This is a genomic window from Jejuia spongiicola (assembly GCF_023502325.1).
GTDB lineage: Bacteria > Bacteroidota > Bacteroidia > Flavobacteriales > Flavobacteriaceae > Wocania_A > Wocania_A spongiicola.
Genome location: NZ_JAMFLZ010000003.1, coordinates 284,441 through 303,202 on the forward strand (window position 1 = coordinate 284,441; position 18,762 = coordinate 303,202).

21 protein-coding genes are annotated in these 18,762 nt (G+C 31.5%); 18 read left to right on the top strand and 3 right to left on the bottom strand.

The window, feature by feature from the left end; genetic code table 11:
* The first annotated feature begins 1 nt into the window (after position 1).
* The 16 genes from efp to hisIE all read left to right on the top strand — a co-directional run bounded on the left by efp (position 2) and on the right by hisIE (position 14,845).
* Positions 2-568 carry an elongation factor P gene (gene efp / locus M3P09_RS08515; protein ID WP_249972794.1) on the top strand — a complete coding sequence of 189 codons (567 nt, stop codon included), beginning with the start codon at positions 2-4 and terminating at the stop codon, positions 566-568.
* 4 nt (positions 569-572) lie between these two features.
* Positions 573-1,169 (top strand): hypothetical protein, encoded by a 597-nt coding sequence (locus M3P09_RS08520; protein ID WP_249972795.1) that lies wholly within the window; start codon positions 573-575, stop codon positions 1,167-1,169.
* A 3-nt stretch (positions 1,170-1,172) separates the two neighbouring features.
* Complete coding sequence (locus M3P09_RS08525) at positions 1,173-2,114, top strand: UDP-3-O-(3-hydroxymyristoyl)glucosamine N-acyltransferase (protein WP_099565876.1); 942 nt, start codon at positions 1,173-1,175, stop codon at positions 2,112-2,114.
* A 104-nt stretch (positions 2,115-2,218) separates the two neighbouring features.
* On the top strand, positions 2,219-3,091 hold the full coding sequence (gene sucD / locus M3P09_RS08530; protein ID WP_099565877.1) for a succinate--CoA ligase subunit alpha: 873 nt from the start codon (positions 2,219-2,221) through the stop codon (positions 3,089-3,091).
* Between the two features lie 175 nt (positions 3,092-3,266).
* Positions 3,267-4,013 (top strand): 3-oxoacyl-[acyl-carrier-protein] reductase, encoded by a 747-nt coding sequence (fabG, locus tag M3P09_RS08535; RefSeq protein WP_099565878.1) that lies wholly within the window; start codon positions 3,267-3,269, stop codon positions 4,011-4,013.
* A gap of 5 nt (positions 4,014-4,018) precedes the next feature.
* Positions 4,019-4,579 carry a hypothetical protein gene (locus tag M3P09_RS08540; RefSeq protein WP_249972796.1) on the top strand — a complete coding sequence of 187 codons (561 nt, stop codon included), beginning with the start codon at positions 4,019-4,021 and terminating at the stop codon, positions 4,577-4,579.
* A 90-nt stretch (positions 4,580-4,669) separates the two neighbouring features.
* Positions 4,670-6,613, top strand: coding sequence for a VWA domain-containing protein (locus M3P09_RS08545; RefSeq protein WP_249972797.1), 1,944 nt, complete (start codon positions 4,670-4,672; stop codon positions 6,611-6,613).
* 13 nt (positions 6,614-6,626) lie between these two features.
* Positions 6,627-7,442, top strand: a complete 816-nt coding sequence (locus tag M3P09_RS08550; RefSeq protein ID WP_249972798.1) for a prohibitin family protein — start codon at positions 6,627-6,629, stop codon at positions 7,440-7,442.
* Between the two features lie 312 nt (positions 7,443-7,754).
* A complete protein-coding gene (hisG, locus tag M3P09_RS08555; RefSeq protein ID WP_249972799.1) occupies positions 7,755-8,612 on the top strand; it encodes an ATP phosphoribosyltransferase in 858 nt (285 codons plus the stop codon).
* A gap of 9 nt (positions 8,613-8,621) precedes the next feature.
* Entirely contained in the window at positions 8,622-9,905 is a 1,284-nt protein-coding gene (gene hisD / locus M3P09_RS08560; RefSeq protein ID WP_249972800.1) for a histidinol dehydrogenase, read from the top strand.
* Entirely contained in the window at positions 9,905-10,942 is a 1,038-nt protein-coding gene (gene hisC, locus M3P09_RS08565) for a histidinol-phosphate transaminase (protein ID WP_249972801.1), read from the top strand. The genes hisD and hisC overlap by 1 nt, the downstream gene beginning before the upstream one ends.
* The gene (gene hisB / locus M3P09_RS08570) at positions 10,942-12,075 is read left to right on the top strand and encodes a bifunctional histidinol-phosphatase/imidazoleglycerol-phosphate dehydratase HisB (protein WP_249972802.1); all 1,134 of its coding nucleotides are present in this window, start codon (positions 10,942-10,944) and stop codon (positions 12,073-12,075) included. Before hisC ends, hisB begins: the two co-directional genes overlap by 1 nt.
* Positions 12,076-12,130: 55 nt before the next feature.
* The gene (hisH, locus tag M3P09_RS08575) at positions 12,131-12,712 is read left to right on the top strand and encodes an imidazole glycerol phosphate synthase subunit HisH (protein ID WP_249972803.1); all 582 of its coding nucleotides are present in this window, start codon (positions 12,131-12,133) and stop codon (positions 12,710-12,712) included.
* Between the two features lie 4 nt (positions 12,713-12,716).
* On the top strand, positions 12,717-13,451 hold the full coding sequence (gene hisA, locus M3P09_RS08580) for a 1-(5-phosphoribosyl)-5-[(5-phosphoribosylamino)methylideneamino]imidazole-4-carboxamide isomerase (protein ID WP_249972804.1): 735 nt from the start codon (positions 12,717-12,719) through the stop codon (positions 13,449-13,451).
* Positions 13,452-14,207: an imidazole glycerol phosphate synthase subunit HisF gene (hisF, locus tag M3P09_RS08585; RefSeq protein ID WP_249972805.1), complete on the top strand. Its 756-nt coding sequence runs from the start codon at positions 13,452-13,454 to the stop codon at positions 14,205-14,207. It begins immediately after the preceding gene.
* A 44-nt stretch (positions 14,208-14,251) separates the two neighbouring features.
* Positions 14,252-14,845 (top strand): bifunctional phosphoribosyl-AMP cyclohydrolase/phosphoribosyl-ATP diphosphatase HisIE, encoded by a 594-nt coding sequence (gene hisIE / locus M3P09_RS08590; RefSeq protein ID WP_249972806.1) that lies wholly within the window; start codon positions 14,252-14,254, stop codon positions 14,843-14,845.
* 58 nt (positions 14,846-14,903) lie between these two features.
* Here the strand turns inward: hisIE and M3P09_RS08595 are convergent, their stop codons facing one another.
* From M3P09_RS08595 to M3P09_RS08605, 3 genes are all read right to left on the bottom strand, one after another.
* A complete protein-coding gene (locus tag M3P09_RS08595) occupies positions 14,904-15,323 on the bottom strand; it encodes a hypothetical protein (RefSeq protein ID WP_099565890.1) in 420 nt (139 codons plus the stop codon).
* Between the two features lie 202 nt (positions 15,324-15,525).
* Complete coding sequence (locus tag M3P09_RS08600; RefSeq protein ID WP_249972807.1) at positions 15,526-16,092, bottom strand: hypothetical protein; 567 nt, start codon at positions 16,090-16,092, stop codon at positions 15,526-15,528.
* Positions 16,093-16,115: 23 nt separating this feature from the next.
* Complete coding sequence (locus M3P09_RS08605) at positions 16,116-16,328, bottom strand: hypothetical protein (protein ID WP_249972808.1); 213 nt, start codon at positions 16,326-16,328, stop codon at positions 16,116-16,118.
* Positions 16,329-16,628: 300 nt separating this feature from the next.
* Between M3P09_RS08605 and M3P09_RS08610 the strand changes: the two genes are divergently transcribed.
* Together M3P09_RS08610 and M3P09_RS08615 are read left to right on the top strand one after the other, a co-directional pair.
* Positions 16,629-17,843 (top strand): OmpA family protein, encoded by a 1,215-nt coding sequence (locus M3P09_RS08610; RefSeq protein ID WP_249972809.1) that lies wholly within the window; start codon positions 16,629-16,631, stop codon positions 17,841-17,843.
* A gap of 141 nt (positions 17,844-17,984) precedes the next feature.
* Positions 17,985-18,761 (top strand): tRNA pseudouridine synthase A, encoded by a 777-nt coding sequence (locus M3P09_RS08615; RefSeq protein WP_249972810.1) that lies wholly within the window; start codon positions 17,985-17,987, stop codon positions 18,759-18,761.
* Position 18,762 lies beyond the last annotated feature (1 nt).

An 18,762-nucleotide genomic window follows, 5' to 3' on the forward strand; every position in this document is an offset into this window, starting at 1 on the left:
TATGGCAAGTACATCAGACATTAGAAATGGATTATGCATAAAGTACAATCACGATATATACAAAATTATAGAGTTTTTACACGTAAAACCAGGTAAAGGACCAGCTTTTGTGAGAACAAAATTAAAAAGTGTAACCAACGGAAAAGTTATCGACAATACCTTTTCTGCTGGACATAAATTAGATGATGTTCGTGTAGAAACTCACAAATTTCAATTTTTATATAATGATGGAGATTATTACCATTTTATGAATACTGAAGATTATACACAAATTCAATTGGTAGAAGCTGCTTTAGATAACCCTGGCTTAATGAAAGAAGGAGAAATTGTAACAGTTATTATTAATTCTGAAGATAACATGCCCCTTTCTGTAGAAATGCCAGCAAGTGTTATTTTAGAAGTTACAGCAACAGAACCAGGCGTTAAAGGAAATACAGCTACAAATGCTACAAAACCTGCGACTGTTGAAACTGGAGCTACTGTAAATGTGCCTTTGTTTATAAATGAAGGAGACAAAATTAAGGTTGAAACAGAAAAAGGCACCTATAAAGAACGTGTTAAGGAATAGCTAAATGAAAAAAACTATTTTTTTTTTAATTGTTTTAGCCTTAACTACTTCATCTTGTATTGAGATGCTCCAAAAAGCAGGAGAAGGTTTAAATTCTACTCCAGCTACTACTTCTGAGTCTAATTATAAAACTGTTGGAATTGATAGTTTGTTTGAAATTGATATTCCTATCTATATGAAACCGCTTCCTGAGTTAAATCCAGAAGCAATATTGCAATATGCAAACATTTACAAAGAGACTTACTTTGTAGTAATTACAGAAAACAAAGAAGAATATATAGGTCTTTTTAAACGATATGGAGAGTTTGATAATAAGCTTCCGGTAATAGAAAACTATAAAAACGCACAAAAAGCATTGTTTATAGAAAGCATAGATAATGCAAGAATTCAAGAATACGGATTGGCTAATATAAACGACTATCCTGCTAGACAAATTAAAATTATAGGTGAAGTTGATGGTATAAAAGCCGCTTATATCGTTGCTTTTATTGAAGGTGAAAGTGATATATTCATGTTAATGAATTGGACGACTGATAACCGATTAACAAAATTCGAAAACTCATTTGAGTATATAAATGCTTCTTTTAAATTAATTGATTAATTAATGAAATTTTCAAAACCACATACTTTAAAACAAATAGCAAGTTTAATTAATGTAAAATTTGTTGGAAGTGAGGATTTTCCAGTTTTAGGAATGAATGAAATTCATGTTGTGGAATCTGGAGATATTGTTTTTGTAGATCACCCAAAATATTATGACAAGGCGCTACAATCAAATGCTACTATAATATTAATTAATAAAGAAGTAGATTGTCCAGAAGGGAAAGCTCTATTGATAAGTGATGACCCATTTAGAGATTTTAATACCCTTACAAATCATTTTAAGCCATTTCAAGCATCTAGTTCTGCTATATCAAACTCTGCTATCATAGGTAAAAGCACTATAATACAACCTAATTGTTTTATTGGAAACAATGTTGTAATAGGAGATAACTGTATTATCCATAGTAATGTAAGTCTCTATGATAATACTATAATAGGCGATAATGTAGAAATTCATGCAGGTAGCATTTTAGGAAGTAGTGCTTTTTATTATAAAAACAGACCTTCGGGGTTTGATCAACTAAAATCTGGTGGGCGTGTTGTTATTGAAAATAATGTAGATATTGGTGCTGCTTGTACCATAGACAAAGGAGTGACTGGTGATACAACTATTAAGGAAGGAACAAAAATTGATAACCAAGTACAGATTGGTCACGACACAGTTATAGGTAAAAAATGTTTAATAGCATCACAAGTTGGTATTGCAGGTTGCGTTATTATTGAAGATGAAGTAACTATTTGGGGACAAGTTGGAATAACTAGTGCTATAACCATTGGAGCAAAAGCAGTAATATCTGCAAAAGCTGGAGTTAGCAAATCTTTAGAAGGAGGCAAAAGCTATTTTGGAATTCCAGCAGATGATTTTCGATCAAAATACAAGGAAATTGCTTCTATCAGAAAGATTCCAGAAATATTAGAAAGGTTAAAACAGCAAGACAAGTAAAAAGTGTATTACTAGTTTTAAAATAAAAACCCGTTTTTACTTTAAAGTTTTAATACAAAAAATTACTTTTGCTCAGCATTATAAACAAATACAAATAATCTCATATGAGTGTTTTAGTAAACAAAGATTCAAAAATAATTGTTCAAGGATTTACAGGTAGCGAAGGTACATTTCACGCTAGCCAAATGATAGAATACGGAACCAATGTGGTTGGTGGTGTAACTCCAGGAAAAGGTGGTCAGACACATTTAGACAAACCTGTTTTTAATACAGTACAAGAAGCTGTAGAAAAAGTAGGAGCAGATACTACTATTATTTTTGTTCCGCCAGCTTTTGCTGCCGACGCTATTATGGAAGCTGCCGATGCAGGAATTAAAGTAATTATTACAATTACTGAAGGTATACCTGTTGCAGATATGATAACAGCATCAAATTACATAAAGAATAAAGATTGTAGGTTAATTGGTCCAAATTGTCCAGGAGTTATTACTCCTGACGAAGCAAAAGTTGGTATTATGCCAGGATTTGTATTCAAAAAAGGTAAAGTTGGAATTGTTTCTAAATCCGGAACATTAACTTACGAAGCTGCTGATCAAGTTGTTAAACAAGGTTTAGGAATTACTACAGCTATTGGAATCGGCGGGGATCCAATTATAGGTACAACAACTAAAGAAGCCGTTGAGTTATTAATTAATGACCCAGAAACAGAAGCAGTTGTTATGATTGGTGAAATAGGAGGTCAGTTAGAAGCCGATGCTGCTAATTGGTACAAAGCAAGTGGAAGTAATAAACCAGTAGTTGGTTTTATTGCTGGAGAAACTGCCCCTGCTGGTCGTACTATGGGACATGCTGGAGCTATTGTTGGAGGTAGTGATGATACTGCCCAAGCTAAAAAGAAAATTATGAGAGCTTGTGGAATTCATGTTGTTGATTCTCCTGCTGAAATTGGAAAGAAAATTGCTGAAGTTTTAGCGTAAACTTAAACATTATATACTATTGAAAACCTCACAGAATTTTGTGAGGTTTTTTTATTTGAAGCAACTAGTATTTAGTATATTTGAATTGAATATATGCCTTCAATTTGTAAATTGAAGAGCTATTTTGAAATTGTCATTCCTGTAAAGCAGGAATTTAACTAATCATATTTTACACATGAAATTATTAGAAGGGAAAACAGCCATTGTAACTGGAGCAAGTAGAGGTATTGGAAAAGGCATTGCTAAAGTATTTGCAGAACAAGGTGCAAATGTGGCATTTACGTACAGTTCTTCTGTTGAAGCGGCAAATGAATTAGAAAACGAATTAAATGCTTTGGGTGTTAAAGTTAAAGGGTACCAAAGTAATGCGGCGAGTTTTGATGACGCCCAAAAATTAGCAGAAGATGTTGTAACCGAGTTTGGTAGCATTGATATTTTAGTAAATAATGCAGGTATTACCAAAGATAACTTGCTAATGCGTATTACAGAAGAAGATTTTGACAAGGTAATTGAAGTTAACTTGAAATCTGTTTTTAATATGACTAAAGCTGTACAGCGTACCATGCTCAAACAACGTAAAGGCTCTATCATTAACATGAGCTCTGTTGTTGGTGTAAAAGGAAATGCAGGACAAACCAACTATGCAGCATCAAAGGCTGGAATTATTGGTTTTTCAAAATCTGTAGCTTTAGAGTTAGGTTCAAGAAACATTAGAAGTAATGTAGTTGCTCCTGGATTTATTGAAACAGAAATGACTGCTAAATTAGACGAAGAAGTTGTAAAAGGATGGAGAGCAGCAATCCCTTTAAAACGTGGCGGAACTCCAGATGATATTGCTAATGTTTGTGTGTTTTTAGCTAGCGACATGAGTGCTTATGTAACTGGACAGACATTAAATGTTGATGGAGGAATGTTGACATAAGCATTATGAACAAGTCAATTTTATTGTTATTTTTTATTTTTAATTTATCGCCTTTAATAGCTCAAAATTATGATTGGGTAAAAGTTAAAGACACTGCTTCTGCATACGTTATTGAGTTTCCCTCAAATCCAGAAAAAGGAATTGAAGATGTTCCTACTGTAAAAGGGAATGTAAAAATGCATACATATACTTATCAATCAGATGATAATGATGACAATCTAATCTATATGGCATTCTTTACCCAATATCCTGATTCTTTTTTTCCAGACGGACTAAAGACTTTAGAAAAAAGAAATATAGCTTTAGATAATGCCGTTAGTGGTGCAGTAACAAATGTAAAAGGAACACTAGTATCTAAATCTGAAATAATTTTTAATGGTTTTAATGGTAGAGATGCTAAAATTGGGCTTGAGTCAGGAGGAATTCAGTATATTATTAAAATGAAAACTATTTTAGTAGGCACTAGTTTATATTCTGCTCAAGTTATTTGCAAAAAAGAGAATGATGATAATTTAAATTCAAAATATTTTTTCAATTCTTTCGAGTTAATAAATGTAAAACAATAATTGGAGGCACAAACCATATTATATATTATACTTGCTGGAATTATAGCGCTTTTATTAGCGCTTTTTCAGTATTTTACTAATAAGAAAAGCATGTCAAAATTGAATGTGCTTTTTTCTTTTTTAAGGTTTCTTACGCTGTTTTCAGTTTTTCTATTACTTATCAATCCAAAGTTTGATCATGTAACTTTATCTGCTGAAAAGCCAAATTTAGTTCTAGCAATAGATAATTCTAGCTCTATAAGACATCTAAATCAAAGTGAGAATGCTTTAGATATTGTTGATAAACTATCACAAAATAATGAATTAAGTAATAAATTTACTGTATCAAAATATATTTTTGGAGAACAACTAAAACTATCTGATACCATTCTGTTCTCTGAAAGTCAAACAAATATATCGAATGCATTTAATCAATTGTCACAGGTATATAAAGACACAAATGTAGCAACTATTCTAATATCTGATGGAAATCAAACCTATGGCAATGATTACGAGTTTATAACTTCAAAATATAAAAACCCAATTTACCCAGTAATTTTGGGTGATACAATAACTCATACCGATTTAAAGATTAAACAACTCAATGTTAATAAATATGCCTATTTAAAAAATCGTTTTCCTGTTGAAACAATAATTACCTATAATGGAAACAATAATATAAATTCTCGCTTTGTAGTTACTAGCGGAAAAACAACAGTATTTTCTGAAGCAGTTAGTTTTTCAAAAGATAAAAATTCTAAAACTATAACCTTTACTTTGCCCGCAAATAGAGTTGGTGTTAATAGTTTGAAAGCAACAATACTGCCCGCCGAAAACGAGAAAAACATTATTAACAATTCTAAAAATTTTGCAGTTGAAGTTATAGATCAAAAAACAAAAATTGCAATTGTTAGCGATTTTCCTCATCCAGATTTAGGAGCTTTAAAAAAGAGTATTGAAAGCAATGAGCAACGATCGGTTACGTTCATGAATTCGAACAATACAACTAGTCAGGTAAATGATTTTCAATTAATTATAATTAATCAGCCAGACAATAAATTTAATAATTTGTTTGATGAGCTTAATAAAGAAAACAAGAATAGACTTATAATTATTGGAACTAAAACCGATTTAAGTTTTATAAATAGAATAAATCAAAGTTTTACTCACGAAATAACAAATCAGACAGAAGATTATCAGGCTGAATTAAATTTAAATTATTCACCTTTTATAATTGATGATTTAGACTTTGAATCATTTCCACCACTAAAATCTAATTTCGGAACGGTTAATTTTTCAGCACCTTTTGAAACTATCTTAAATAAAAAGTTAGGAAACGTTTCTACAAATCAATCGCTTCTAGTAACAAATGAAGCGAATAGTAGAAGGGAAGCCATTTTATTTGGAGAAAATATATGGCAATGGCGTGCGCAAAGTTTTATAAATACAAAATCGTTTAATGCGTTTGATAATTTTATAGGGAAACTTGTTCAGTATCTAGCTTCAAACAAGCGTAGAAGTAGGCTAAATGTTGAATATGAATCGTTTTACAATGGAAATACTAACGTAATAATTAAAGCTCAGTTTTTTGATAAAAATTATGTGTTTGACACAAGAGAAACTCTAAATATTGTAGTAAAAGACAAAGCTTCTAATCTGGAAAAGGTATTTCCTTTTGTTTTAAAAAATAATAATTATCAAATCGATTTAAGTAATTTACCCCCTTCAGAGTATAGCTTTATAGTTAGAGCTACTAACGAAAATATTTCAAAATCTGGTGTTTTTCAAATTTTAGAATATGATGCTGAGCAACAATTTTTAAACGCCAATGTAACAAAGCTAAGTCAACTAGCTACTAACAGTAGTGGTGCAGATTACTTTGTTGATGAAGTAGATAACTTAATAAATGACTTAGTAAACGATAATCGTTATGCTACTATACAAAAAAGCAGCAAAAATACCATACCTTTGATTGACTGGAAATATTTGCTTGGAATAATAGTATTAAGCTTGGCAAGCGAGTGGTTTTTAAGAAAATATAACGGATTAATTTAAATAAAAAAATAGAATGGAAAAATTACCAAAAATTGCATTACCCTTTATAATTGTTGCGATTGTATTAGTTATCTTATTATCAAAATCTGCAGTAACTATAGATTCTGGTGAAGCAGGCGTATTGTTTAAAACCTTTGGAGATGGTGTTGTTACTGATGAGCCACCAATGGGAGAAGGGTTTCATATTGTTGCTCCTTGGAACAAGGTGTATGTTTATGAAGTAAGACAACAAGAGCTTTTTGAAAAAATGAAAGTATTATCTTCAAACGGATTAGAAATTCAAATTGATGCTTCGGCATGGTATGAACCCGTTTATAGCGAATTAGGTAATTTGCACCAGTCTCTTGGTCAAGGCTATTTGCAGCGTGTTATTCAGCCTGCAATTCGTAGTGCAGCAAGAAGTGTAATTGGGCGTTATACTCCAGACGATTTGTATTCAACTAAACGTGACGCCATTCAAGTTGAAATTTTTGAAGAAACAAAAAAAATACTTGATAAACAATATGTTCAATTAAATGAGGTATTAGTAAGGGATGTAACTTTACCGCCAACAATTAAAGACGCCATAGAACGTAAATTAAAGCAAGAACAAGAATCTTTAGAATATGAATTCAGATTAGTGACTGCTGAAAAAGAAGCTGAGAAAGTAATTATTGAAGCAAAAGGTAAAGCAGATGCAAATCGAATTTTAAGCGCATCATTAACAGATAAGATTCTTCAAGACAAAGGTATAGAAGCTACAGTTAAGCTTTCAGAGTCTCCAAATAGCAAAGTTATTGTTATTGGTTCTGGTGATAGTGGAATGCCTATTATTTTGGGTAATCAATAATCAAATAATTCAGCATTTAAAGCATTCTATTAAAAATTATTAATTTTTAGTGGCCAATTTTTTAATATTGTTGAATTGTTACAAGAATTATATTTATAATTTGGATTTAATCATATAAATTATAGATATTTGTACAGATAAAAAAAGACATGACTTTTATTCAATTACATCATCATTTTCATATTTGCTCTCAGGCGAAGTGAAAATGTATTGAGTAAAATCAACATATATTTTAAACCCGTTTGAGACAATCAAGCGGGTTTTTTAATTATAATACTAGCTAGATTGTTTCAAACTCATAAAAACAACAGAATGAGTAAATTAAGAATTGCAGTACAAAAGTCGGGGCGTTTAAATGAGGACTCCATGAGGATTTTAAAAGACATAGGTATTTCTATTGATAATGGAAAGGATCAATTGAAGGCGTCAGCTAAAAATTTTCCTGTAGAAGTTTTTTATTTAAGAAATGGCGATATTCCACAATATCTAAAAGACGGCGTTGTTGATGCAGCTATTATTGGAGAAAATGTTCTAATTGAAAAAGGAAAAGGTATAAAAGTTATTGAAAAACTAGGCTTTTCTACTTGTCGCGTATGTATAGCAGTCCCAAAATCTGCAAAATATACAGATGTTAAAGATTTAGAAGGTAAACGCATTGCAACTTCATATCCAAATACAGTACAAATGTATTTAGATGAAAATGGGGTAAAAGCCAATCTTCATATTATTAACGGTTCAGTTGAAATAGCTCCAAATATAGGGCTTGCAGATGCTATTTGTGATATAGTTTCCAGCGGAAGTACTTTGTTTAAAAATAATTTAAAAGAAGTAGATACTATTTTAAAATCGGAAGCAGTTTTAGCAGTCTCGCCTATTTTAAGTGATGAAAAACTAGCTATATTAAATACGATTCAATTTAGAATTCAATCGGTTTTAAAAGGCAGAAATTCTAAGTACGTGTTACTTAATGCTCCAAACGATAAAATTCAAGATATAATCAATGTATTACCTGGTATGAAAAGCCCAACAGTTTTACCGCTAGCAGAAGCGGGTTGGAGCTCAGTACATTCAGTAATTAGTAAAAACGAATTTTGGAATGTTATAGACGCTCTAAAAGCCAATGGAGCTGAAGGAATCTTAGTATGTCCTATTGAAAAAATGGTACTTTAATTAATTATCATGAAAATAATTAATAATCCAAATAGAGAAAGCTGGTCTGAGGTTTTAAAACGCCCAACACAAACTGTTGGAGATATTGAAGATGTTGTAAATAAAGTATTTAGCGAAGTCTCTAAGAGAGGCGATGTTGCTATTAAGGCATTTACAAATAAGTTTGATGGCGTTTCTTTAGAATCAAACATAGTTACGTCAAAGGAAATAGAACATGCTATTCAGCAAGTTCCTATAAGCCTTCAAAATGCAATTAAAAAAGCAAAAGAAAACATTGAAGCATTTCACACTGCACAAAAAACATCTAAGGTAGAAATAGAAACAACTATTGGTGTAGCTTGCTGGCAAGAAAAACGTCCTATTCAAAAAATTGGCTTATATATTCCAGGGGGTACTGCACCACTTTTCTCAACAGTTTTAATGTTAGCAGTTCCTGCACGAATAGCAGGTTGCAAAGAGGTTGTATTATGTTCACCTCCTAATAAAGAAGGAAAACTAGCCCCCGAGATTTTATTTGCTGCAAAGCTTTGTGGTGTTACAAAAATTATAAAAGTAGGTGGGATTCAAGCTATAGCTGGTTTAACATTTGGAACTGACAATATTCCTCAAGTATATAAAATTTTCGGACCAGGAAATCAGTTTGTAACTGTGGCTAAGCAATTAGCTACAAAGTACGGTGTTGCTATAGATATGCCTGCTGGTCCGAGTGAATTATTAGTGGTTGCAGATGAATCTGCCAACGCTTCGTATATTGCATCTGACTTATTGAGTCAAGCAGAACATGGTACTGATAGCCAAGTAATTTTAGTATCTACATCAAAAGACTTAATTAATAATGTTTCTATAGAAGTAGAAAACCAATTAGCTATACTTCCGCGTAAAACAATTGCAGAAAAGGCCATTGCTAATTCTAAACTAATTTATGTTGAAAATGATGATTTAGCATTAGAATTAATTGATGAATATGGGCCAGAACATTTCATTATCTGTTCTAAAAAAGAAGATTTTTTTGTTGAAGGTATAAATAATGCAGGGTCAGTGTTTATTGGAGATTACACACCTGAAAGTGCAGGTGACTACGCTTCTGGAACAAACCATACATTACCTACTAATGGGTTTGCAAAATCCTATTCTGGAGTGAATTTAGATAGTTTTTTAAAGAGCATGACATTTCAGAAAATATCAAAAGAAGGTCTTTTGAATATTGGAGAAACGATAGAGTTAATGGCAGAAGCTGAAGGTTTGCAAGCACATAAAAACGCTGTAACAATCAGATTAAAGGATTTAAAATAATGAATATTCAAAATTTAATCAGACCGACAATAAAAGCATTAAAACCGTATTCGTCTGCAAGAGATGAATTTCAAGGTAATAGTAGTGCTATGGTATTTTTAGATGCGAACGAAAACCCTTTTGAAAATGGAGTTAATCGTTATCCAGATCCTCAACAAAGAACTGTAAAGTCTTTGCTTTCAAAAATTAAGGATATACCGCAGCAAAACATACTTTTGGGAAATGGAAGTGATGAAGTTTTAGATTTAATATTTAGAGCATTTTGCGAACCCAATCAAGATAACATAATTACATTGCCACCAACGTATGGTATGTATAGTGTATTAGCAAATATCAACGCTATTGAAATTAAAAGTACCCTATTAGACAATAATTTTCAACCTAAAGTTGATGACATATTAAAAACAGTGAATGAAAACTCAAAGTTGCTTTTTTTATGTACACCAAACAATCCAACAGGTAATAGTTTTAAAACTAAATCTATTGAAAGATTGATTAAAGAATTTAAAGGCATTGTAGTTATAGACGAAGCCTATATTGATTTTTCAAATGAAGAAAGTTGGGCAAGTCGATTGAAAGATTTTCCAAATTTAATTGTTACCCAAACACTTTCAAAAGCCTATGGAATGGCAGGTATAAGATTAGGGATTTGTTATTCTTCAGAAGAGATTATTTCTGTTTTAAACCGCATCAAACCTCCTTATAACGTGAATGAATTAACGCAGTTAAAAGCTATTGATAGATTATCTAATATTGAAAATGTTCAAGGAGAAATTAAAAGAATTGTATTAGACAGAAATCAATTGGCACAAGAATTATCGGCTATCAATTTTATTGAAAAAATATATCCTTCTGATGCTAATTTCCTTCTTGTTAAAGTAGATGATGCAAATTTAAGATATCAACAACTTATAAAAAATGGAATTGTGATTAGAAACAGAACCAATCAAGCACTTTGTGATAATTGTTTGAGAATTACAATTGGAACATTTGCAGAAAATGAAAATTTAATAATGACACTAAAATCATTAAAATAATGAAGAAAGTATTATTTATAGATAGAGATGGGACATTAATAAAAGAACCAGCTGACGAACAAGTTGATGCATTTGAGAAGTTAATTTTCTATCCAAAGGTATTTCAATATCTAGGTAAGATATGCAAGGAGTTAGATTATGAAATAATCATGGTGACCAATCAAGATGGCTTGGGGACCCCTGATAATCCTTCTGAAAAGTTTTGGCCTATTCATAATTTTATAATTGATACTTTTAAAAATGAAGGTATCGAGTTTAAAGAAGTATATATAGATGAAACCTATGCAAAAGATAATGCGCCAACACGTAAACCAAATACAGGATTGCTTACCAAGTTTTTTTCTAATGAATATGATTTGGAAAACTCTTTCGTGATTGGAGATAGGTTAACTGATATAGAATTAGCAAAAAACTTAGGAGCAAAGGGTGTTTTTATAAATGATGAAACTCATTTAGGTACAAACGAAATCACTGTTAAAAGAGAAGAGTTAAATACGTTTATTGCTTTAGAAAGCAATGATTGGGAAAAGATCTATCAGTTTTTAAAGGCAGATGAGCGTTCTGGTGGTGTTATAAGAAATACAAATGAAACCAAAATAGCTATTCAGTTAAACCTAGATGGTACTGGAAAAAGCAAGATTGATACTGGGCTTCCTTTTTTCGATCATATGCTAGACCAGATTGCTCGCCACGGTCAATTAGATTTAAATATTAAAGTTGATGGCGATTTAGAAGTAGATGAACACCATACTATTGAAGATACAGCCATTGCTTTAGGAGAACTGTTCAATAAAACTCTAGGGAATAAATTAGGTATTGAGCGCTATGGATTTTGTTTACCAATGGACGATTGCTTTGCTCAAGCAGCAATTGATTTTGGTGGTAGAAACTGGTTGGTTTGGGAAGCAGATTTTAAGCGGGAAATGATTGGTAAGATGCCAACCGAAATGTTTTATCATTTTTTTAAATCATTTACCGATGGTGCTAAATGCAATTTAAACATAAAAGCTGATGGGACTAACGAACATCATAAAATTGAAGCTATTTTTAAAGCCTTTGCAAAAGCTATTAAAATGGCTGTGAAGCGTGATATTGAAAAGATGATTTTACCATCAACAAAAGGAATGTTATAAAATGACTATTAGCCTATAGCTGTTTACTAATAGCTATAGAGACAAAATTAAAAAAATGAAACTTATAATTATTAATTACGGTGCAGGAAATATAAAAAGCATTCAGTTTGCTTTCAATCGCTTAGGATATGATGCTATTTTGTCCAATGATCCTAAGGAAATAAAATCAGCTGATAAAGTAATATTTCCTGGTGTAGGAGAAGCAAGTTCTGCTATGAAAATGCTTAAAGAAAGTGGTCTTGATACACTAATACCAACATTAAAACAACCTGTTTTGGGTATTTGTTTGGGTATGCAATTAATGTGTTTACATACTGAAGAAGGTGATACTCAAGGGTTAGGTATATTTCAAACTCATGTAAAACGTTTTTCAAACCGTGTAAAAGTGCCACAAATGGGTTGGAATGTAATAAAAAACCTAAAATCTGATTTATTTAAAGGAGTTAAAGAAAATGAATACATGTATTTGGTACACAGTTTCTATGTTGAACATTGCAATGAAACCATTGCTGCAACAGATTATGAGATTAATTATGCTTCGGCATTACAGCATAAAAATTTTTATGGAACACAATTTCACCCAGAAAAAAGCAGCCACGCAGGAGCTAAAATATTACAGAATTTTATAGAATTATAAACATATGAGAATAATACCAGCCATAGATATCATTGACGGAAAATGTGTTCGCTTAACCAAAGGAGATTATGACACTAAAAAAGTATATAACGAAAACCCTTTGGAAGTAGCTAAAATGTTTGAAGCTTCAGGAATTGAGTATTTACATTTAGTAGATTTAGATGGAGCAAAAGCTAAGCATATAGTAAACTACAAAGTTTTAGACCAAATTGCTTCAAAAACAAACCTGAAGATTGATTTTGGTGGTGGATTAAAAGCCAATGAAGACTTGCATATAGCCTTTAACTCTGGAGCAAGACAAGTAACTGGAGGAAGTATCGCTGTAAAAGATCGTGATACTTTTGAAGGTTGGATTTCAAAGTATGGTTCAGCAAAAATTATTTTAGGTGCAGATAGTGATGATGGCAAAGTATCAATTAGTGGCTGGATGGAGCAAAGCAAAGAAGATGTTATTCCGTTTATAAAAAATTATCAAAAAAGGAGTATTCAATATGTAATTTGTACTGATATTTCTAAAGACGGTATGTTAGAAGGTCCTTCTATAGAGTTGTATAAACAGATTATTGAAGAATGTTCGAACAGTAGTAAAGGACAATCCATTAAATTGATAGCTTCTGGAGGTATTTCTCATATTGATGAGTTACCAATTCTAAAAGAAATTGGCTGCGAAGGTGTCATCATTGGCAAAGCTATTTATGAAAATAGAATCAGTTTAAAACAATTAGAGAAATTTGTATAAATGTTAACAAAGCGAATCATACCCTGCCTAGATATAAAAAACGGTCGAACCGTTAAAGGCGTAAATTTTGTTGATTTACGTGATGCTGGCGACCCTGTAGAATTAGCTAAGCAGTATGCTGAATTAGGAGCAGACGAATTGGTGTTTTTAGATATTTCGGCTACACTAGAAGGAAGAGCAACTACCTTAGATATGGTATTACATGTTGCCGAACAGGTAAATATTCCGTTTACTGTAGGTGGTGGTATTTCTTCTATTGAAGATGTAGATGCCTTATTGCAATGTGGCGCAGATAAAGTATCTATCAATTCCTCAGCATTAAAGCGTCCAGAACTGGTTAACGATTTGTCAAGTAAATTTGGAAGCCAATGTGTTGTAGTTGCTATTGATGCAAAACAAATTGATGGACAGTGGAAAGTACACTTAGCAGGAGGAAGTATTCCAACAGATATAGATTTATTCGAATGGGCTAAGGATGTAGAGGAACGTGGTGCTGGAGAAATTTTATTTACATCTATGAATCATGATGGGACAAAAAATGGTTTTGCAAATGAGGCACTTGCAAAACTATCAGACTTATTAAACATTCCTATCATAGCCTCAGGTGGAGCAGGAAATGTGCAACATTTTATAGATACGTTTAAAGAAGGAAAATCTGATGCAGCTTTGGCAGCAAGTGTATTTCATTTTGGCGAAATTCCAATTCCAGATTTAAAAAAAGAATTAAAAGATAATAATATAGAAGTACGGCTTTAGTCGTCATACTGAAATTGTTTCAGTATCACATAATGAATTAGATTATGAAAATACAATATGATTTAAACGGACTAGTTCCTGCAATAATACAAGACGCCACAACTAAAAACGTGTTAATGTTAGGCTATATGAATCAAGAGGCTTATCAAAAAACCCTCGAAACAAAGCAGGTCACTTTTTTTAGTAGAAGTAAGCAACGTTTGTGGACAAAAGGAGAAGAAAGTGGTAATTTTTTAAATCTTGTAAATATCAAGAATGATTGTGATAACGACTCGCTTTTAATTCAGGTAAACCCAGAGGGGCCAACGTGTCATAAAGGAACAGATACTTGCTGGAAAGAAGAAAACACGCCAAATTATAGTTTCTTTTCAACCTTAGAAAATGTGATTTCAGAACGTGTTGCTAACAAAGACACTAATAAATCATATGTCGCAAGTTTATTTTCTAAAGGAATTAATAAGATTGCACAGAAAGTAGGTGAGGAGGCTGTAGAAACAGTTATTGAAGCTATGGATAATAATGATGAATTGTTTTTATATGAGTCAGCAGATTTACTCTTTCACTATCTCATGCTGTTACAAGCCAAAGGTTTTACTTTAAAGGATATTGAAACAGAATTAAAAAGTAGACATAAATAAAAGAGGTATTAATCTGGTTAGAAATAATACCTCCTAGTAATTGGTTGATTGAAATATTTTATGAAATCCACCCTTTACTAATTGAGTTTTTAGAAAACCAAATTAGGAATAAGCAAACAACAATAATCATTATTGGCATAACCATGCTAGGTATATCGACATTCATAAATAAGTAAATATGTTGAATAATAGCACTTAGTCCAGAAAGTACAAATAAAATATAAGCCATTTTTTTTCTTAAAAGTAAGGCAATACATCCTAAAGCACCAGCAAAAACTGCAATTGCAAAAGCAGCTGTATACCATGTAGGGTGCTCAACTAGAAACTCTGCTTGCTGTTCTTCGGGTAATGCTGCAATCATTTCATCAGTTGCATAAGCCCTTGCTAAATATGCCATAACACCCATACCGTTCCAAATTAGAGCTAATACACTCACAACCCAGAACCAAACAGGTGGTTTTGTAGAAGAATTTGTCATAATTATTTGTTTTTAGTTAGTTAATAATTGATTACAATGTATAAATTTTTTGTTACAAATAATAAAAATCAAAGATTTTCACCTCTGCATTAAGACAAATTATGAAGAACTAGTTATAATTTATTACTGCTCACAATACTTTTAACCTATTACTATTATTATTGTACTGTACTTTTTTCCAACCTTATTATATCTTTGATACCTAATAATCCATTTCTATCAACTCGCCATTTAGCTTATAAGAGAAAGTAAACGTAGTACCGCCATTCTTTGGCTCTAGCATTATTACATACTGCGCTTCATTGATATCTCCATTGTCTGGAAAGCTTATAAATGCCATATTTAGCTTTGGGCTTTCAATATTTTTTTCATTTTTTAATTGTTCAATAGCTTTTTCTGCTAACTCACCCAGTCTTTTTAAATTAATTTGCTCATTTAATTGAAACATGAAATCTGCAGCTTTACTGCCTTCAGATATTTCAAGAGTAACTTCAGATATTTGTTTCCAAGCTCCTTGAAAATGGCTCCATTCTTCCATTTTCAAAGATTCTGGTGCATCAGTTACAGTAATACCTAAAATATTCCCCATAGGATCTGCATTGGTAATTGTTAAATTTGTATAATAAGCATCATCACCAAACTTGCTTTTTATATTTTCCTCTATGGTTGAGAATCCTTTTGCATTGGCTGGTTGTTTACTTGTTCCGCCACCACAAGCCATTAATGTTGTTATTGTAATTGCTACTAGTGTAAATTTTAATGTTTTCATCTTTTTGTTTTATTTATTTGTGTTTATTCATCATTGTAACTTCCATAAAAGAAAAACAAAGCGCCTCCTCCAAGTATTAGCAAAATTCGTATAATCCAACCTATAGCATTACCCCAAATATCTATCCAAGCAAGTAATCGTAAATTATAATTGAAAATTGAGAGTACTGCAGATAAGATACCCATAGCGGCTAGTACTAATCCGCCTTTTCCTAGTTTTGATTTAATTTCTTCCATGTTTTTAATTTTGCGGGTTAAACTAATGCCCTTTTTTTTTCAAAAAAAACAAAAAGTAATAAGTGCGATATATAGAAGATAGGTGGTATAATAATCGTGGGTTTTTATCCAAAAACAGCCTATAATCTATTAAAACTGGTTAGGAAACTACTTTTTTTAGATTAGTATCTGAAAATTGTAAAATATGCACTTATTACATAAAATGGTCAGTTGTTAGCATATATAATCGCTTATTACATTGTAAATTGAATTGTATTGGTATATACATTTCTTTGCTGATTAATTTTAAACAGTAAAACAATGAAATATCACTACAAACTTTTAATTACTCTATTTTTTGCAATTAATATTCAATTGCTTTCCTCTCAAAATGAAGCTAATCCTTGGGCTATAGAGATTGGTGCTAATGCAATCGATGTATATCCAGTTGGCGAGAGTACACCACATGGCAATTATTTTGATGAATTCTTTAATCTAAACGATCATTGGAATTTTGGAACTTATGTAGCTATAACTAGAAGTTTAACAGACAGAATTTCTTTAACAGCTAAAGGATCGGTAAATGAAATTAGTAAATGGGGAGATTTAGGAAAAGTTGATGAAAGCATTCTAGTGGATAATTTAAAATATTATGGATTAGATGCTATGGTAAACTTCAAAATTTTAAAAGATACTAAGTTAAAACCTTTTATTTCAATTGGAGGAGGATATACATGGATAGAAGAAGGCCTATACAATACATTTTCTAATAGAAATGGTATAAAAAACTTAGTAGGAGCAGGAACAGTAAATGGAGCTATGGGTGTTAAATATGATATTACTAACCAGTTTGGTTTAAATTTTCAAACTACTTATAAACATGCTTTTAAAGATTATTTAACCAAGCATTGGCAGCATAGTTTGGGTGTAACTTTTAATCTTGGAAAGCAAGAAAAAGAACAGATTTCTGAAAATGCAGATTTAGATACAGATGGCGATGGTATAATTGATGCATATGACCTTTGTCCAAAAACTTATGGATCAAAAACATTTGCTGGTTGTCCAGATACGGATAACGATGGTGTGCCAGATAGTATTGATAAATGTCCTAACGTTAAAGGAGGAGATAGAGGTTGCCCACAAAAAGAAACACAAATAGTACAAAACACAGCAAAACCATCTAAAGTCATCACTAATACTAGTAAAGTGGTATATTTTAATTCAAATATTAGCACATTAGGTGCGGAAGCAAAATCTATTTTAAATGAAATAGCAAAAATTTCTAAAGAAGGAGGACAATATAAAATACAAATTGATGCTCATACAGACAGTGATGGTAGTAACCAATTTAATAACAAGTTATCGGTTAATAGAGCTAATAATGTAAAGCAATATTTAGTTTCTAAACAATTATCGAGTAATAACATAAGTGTAAACAATTATGGAGAAACACAACCCGTCTCTGATAACAATACAAACCTAGGAAAAGCCTTAAACAGAAGAGCCAAGGTTATTATAAAAGTTGTCTCTAATTAGATAACTGAGTTTGATTTTTTTTAATGGTGCTTGCAAATATGTGGGCACCATTTTTTGTAAACTTAATTAAGAATATATTCTTAATTATATTTTTGTCACAAATAATAAAAGGATGTATTTTCACTTCTGTAAAATAGAATAATGAAGAAATATTTTTACGTCATTACCGTTCAATATTTGGGGTATCGTTTTCATGGTTGGCAAAAACAACCAGATGTTAAAACATTGCATTTAATGGTAGACAGAACCTTAAACTATATCTTAGAAGGAAAACGTTTTAAAAGCTTAAGTTCTGGTAGAACAGATGCTATGGTGTCAGCAGAATGTGCTGCTTTTGAGCTTTTTTTATTTGAACCTATTACAGACGAGACTGCTTTTTTAGAATTATTCAATTATAATTTACCACAAGATATTCGAGCTTTGGATATTAGAGAAGTTGATGAAAAATTCAATATCATCAAACACTCAAAAATTAAAGAGTATTTATATTTATTTACTTTTGGCGAAAAATGCCATCCCTTTTGTGCGCCTATAATGACAACCATTTTAGATGATTTAGATATTGATAAAATGAAGCAAGGAGCAAAATTATTTGAAGGGGAGCATTACTTTAAGTCGTATTGTTATAAAGCAACCAATAATGGTGTTTATACGCGCGAAATATTGACTTGCGAGTTGGTAGAAAACACCATTTACAACGCAAATTACTTTCCAAAGAAAACATATATATTGCGAGTAAGAGGTAAAGGTTTTATGCGAAACCAAATTAGATTAATGATGGGAGCACTGATAGACTTGGGTAAAGGGAAGTTAACTACGGAATATATAAAAAGAAGTTTGCTAGCTGATAGCGCTATAAAAATGGATTACATAGCTCCAGCTTCTGGCTTAATTCTTAACAAAATTGAGTTTGAATAAT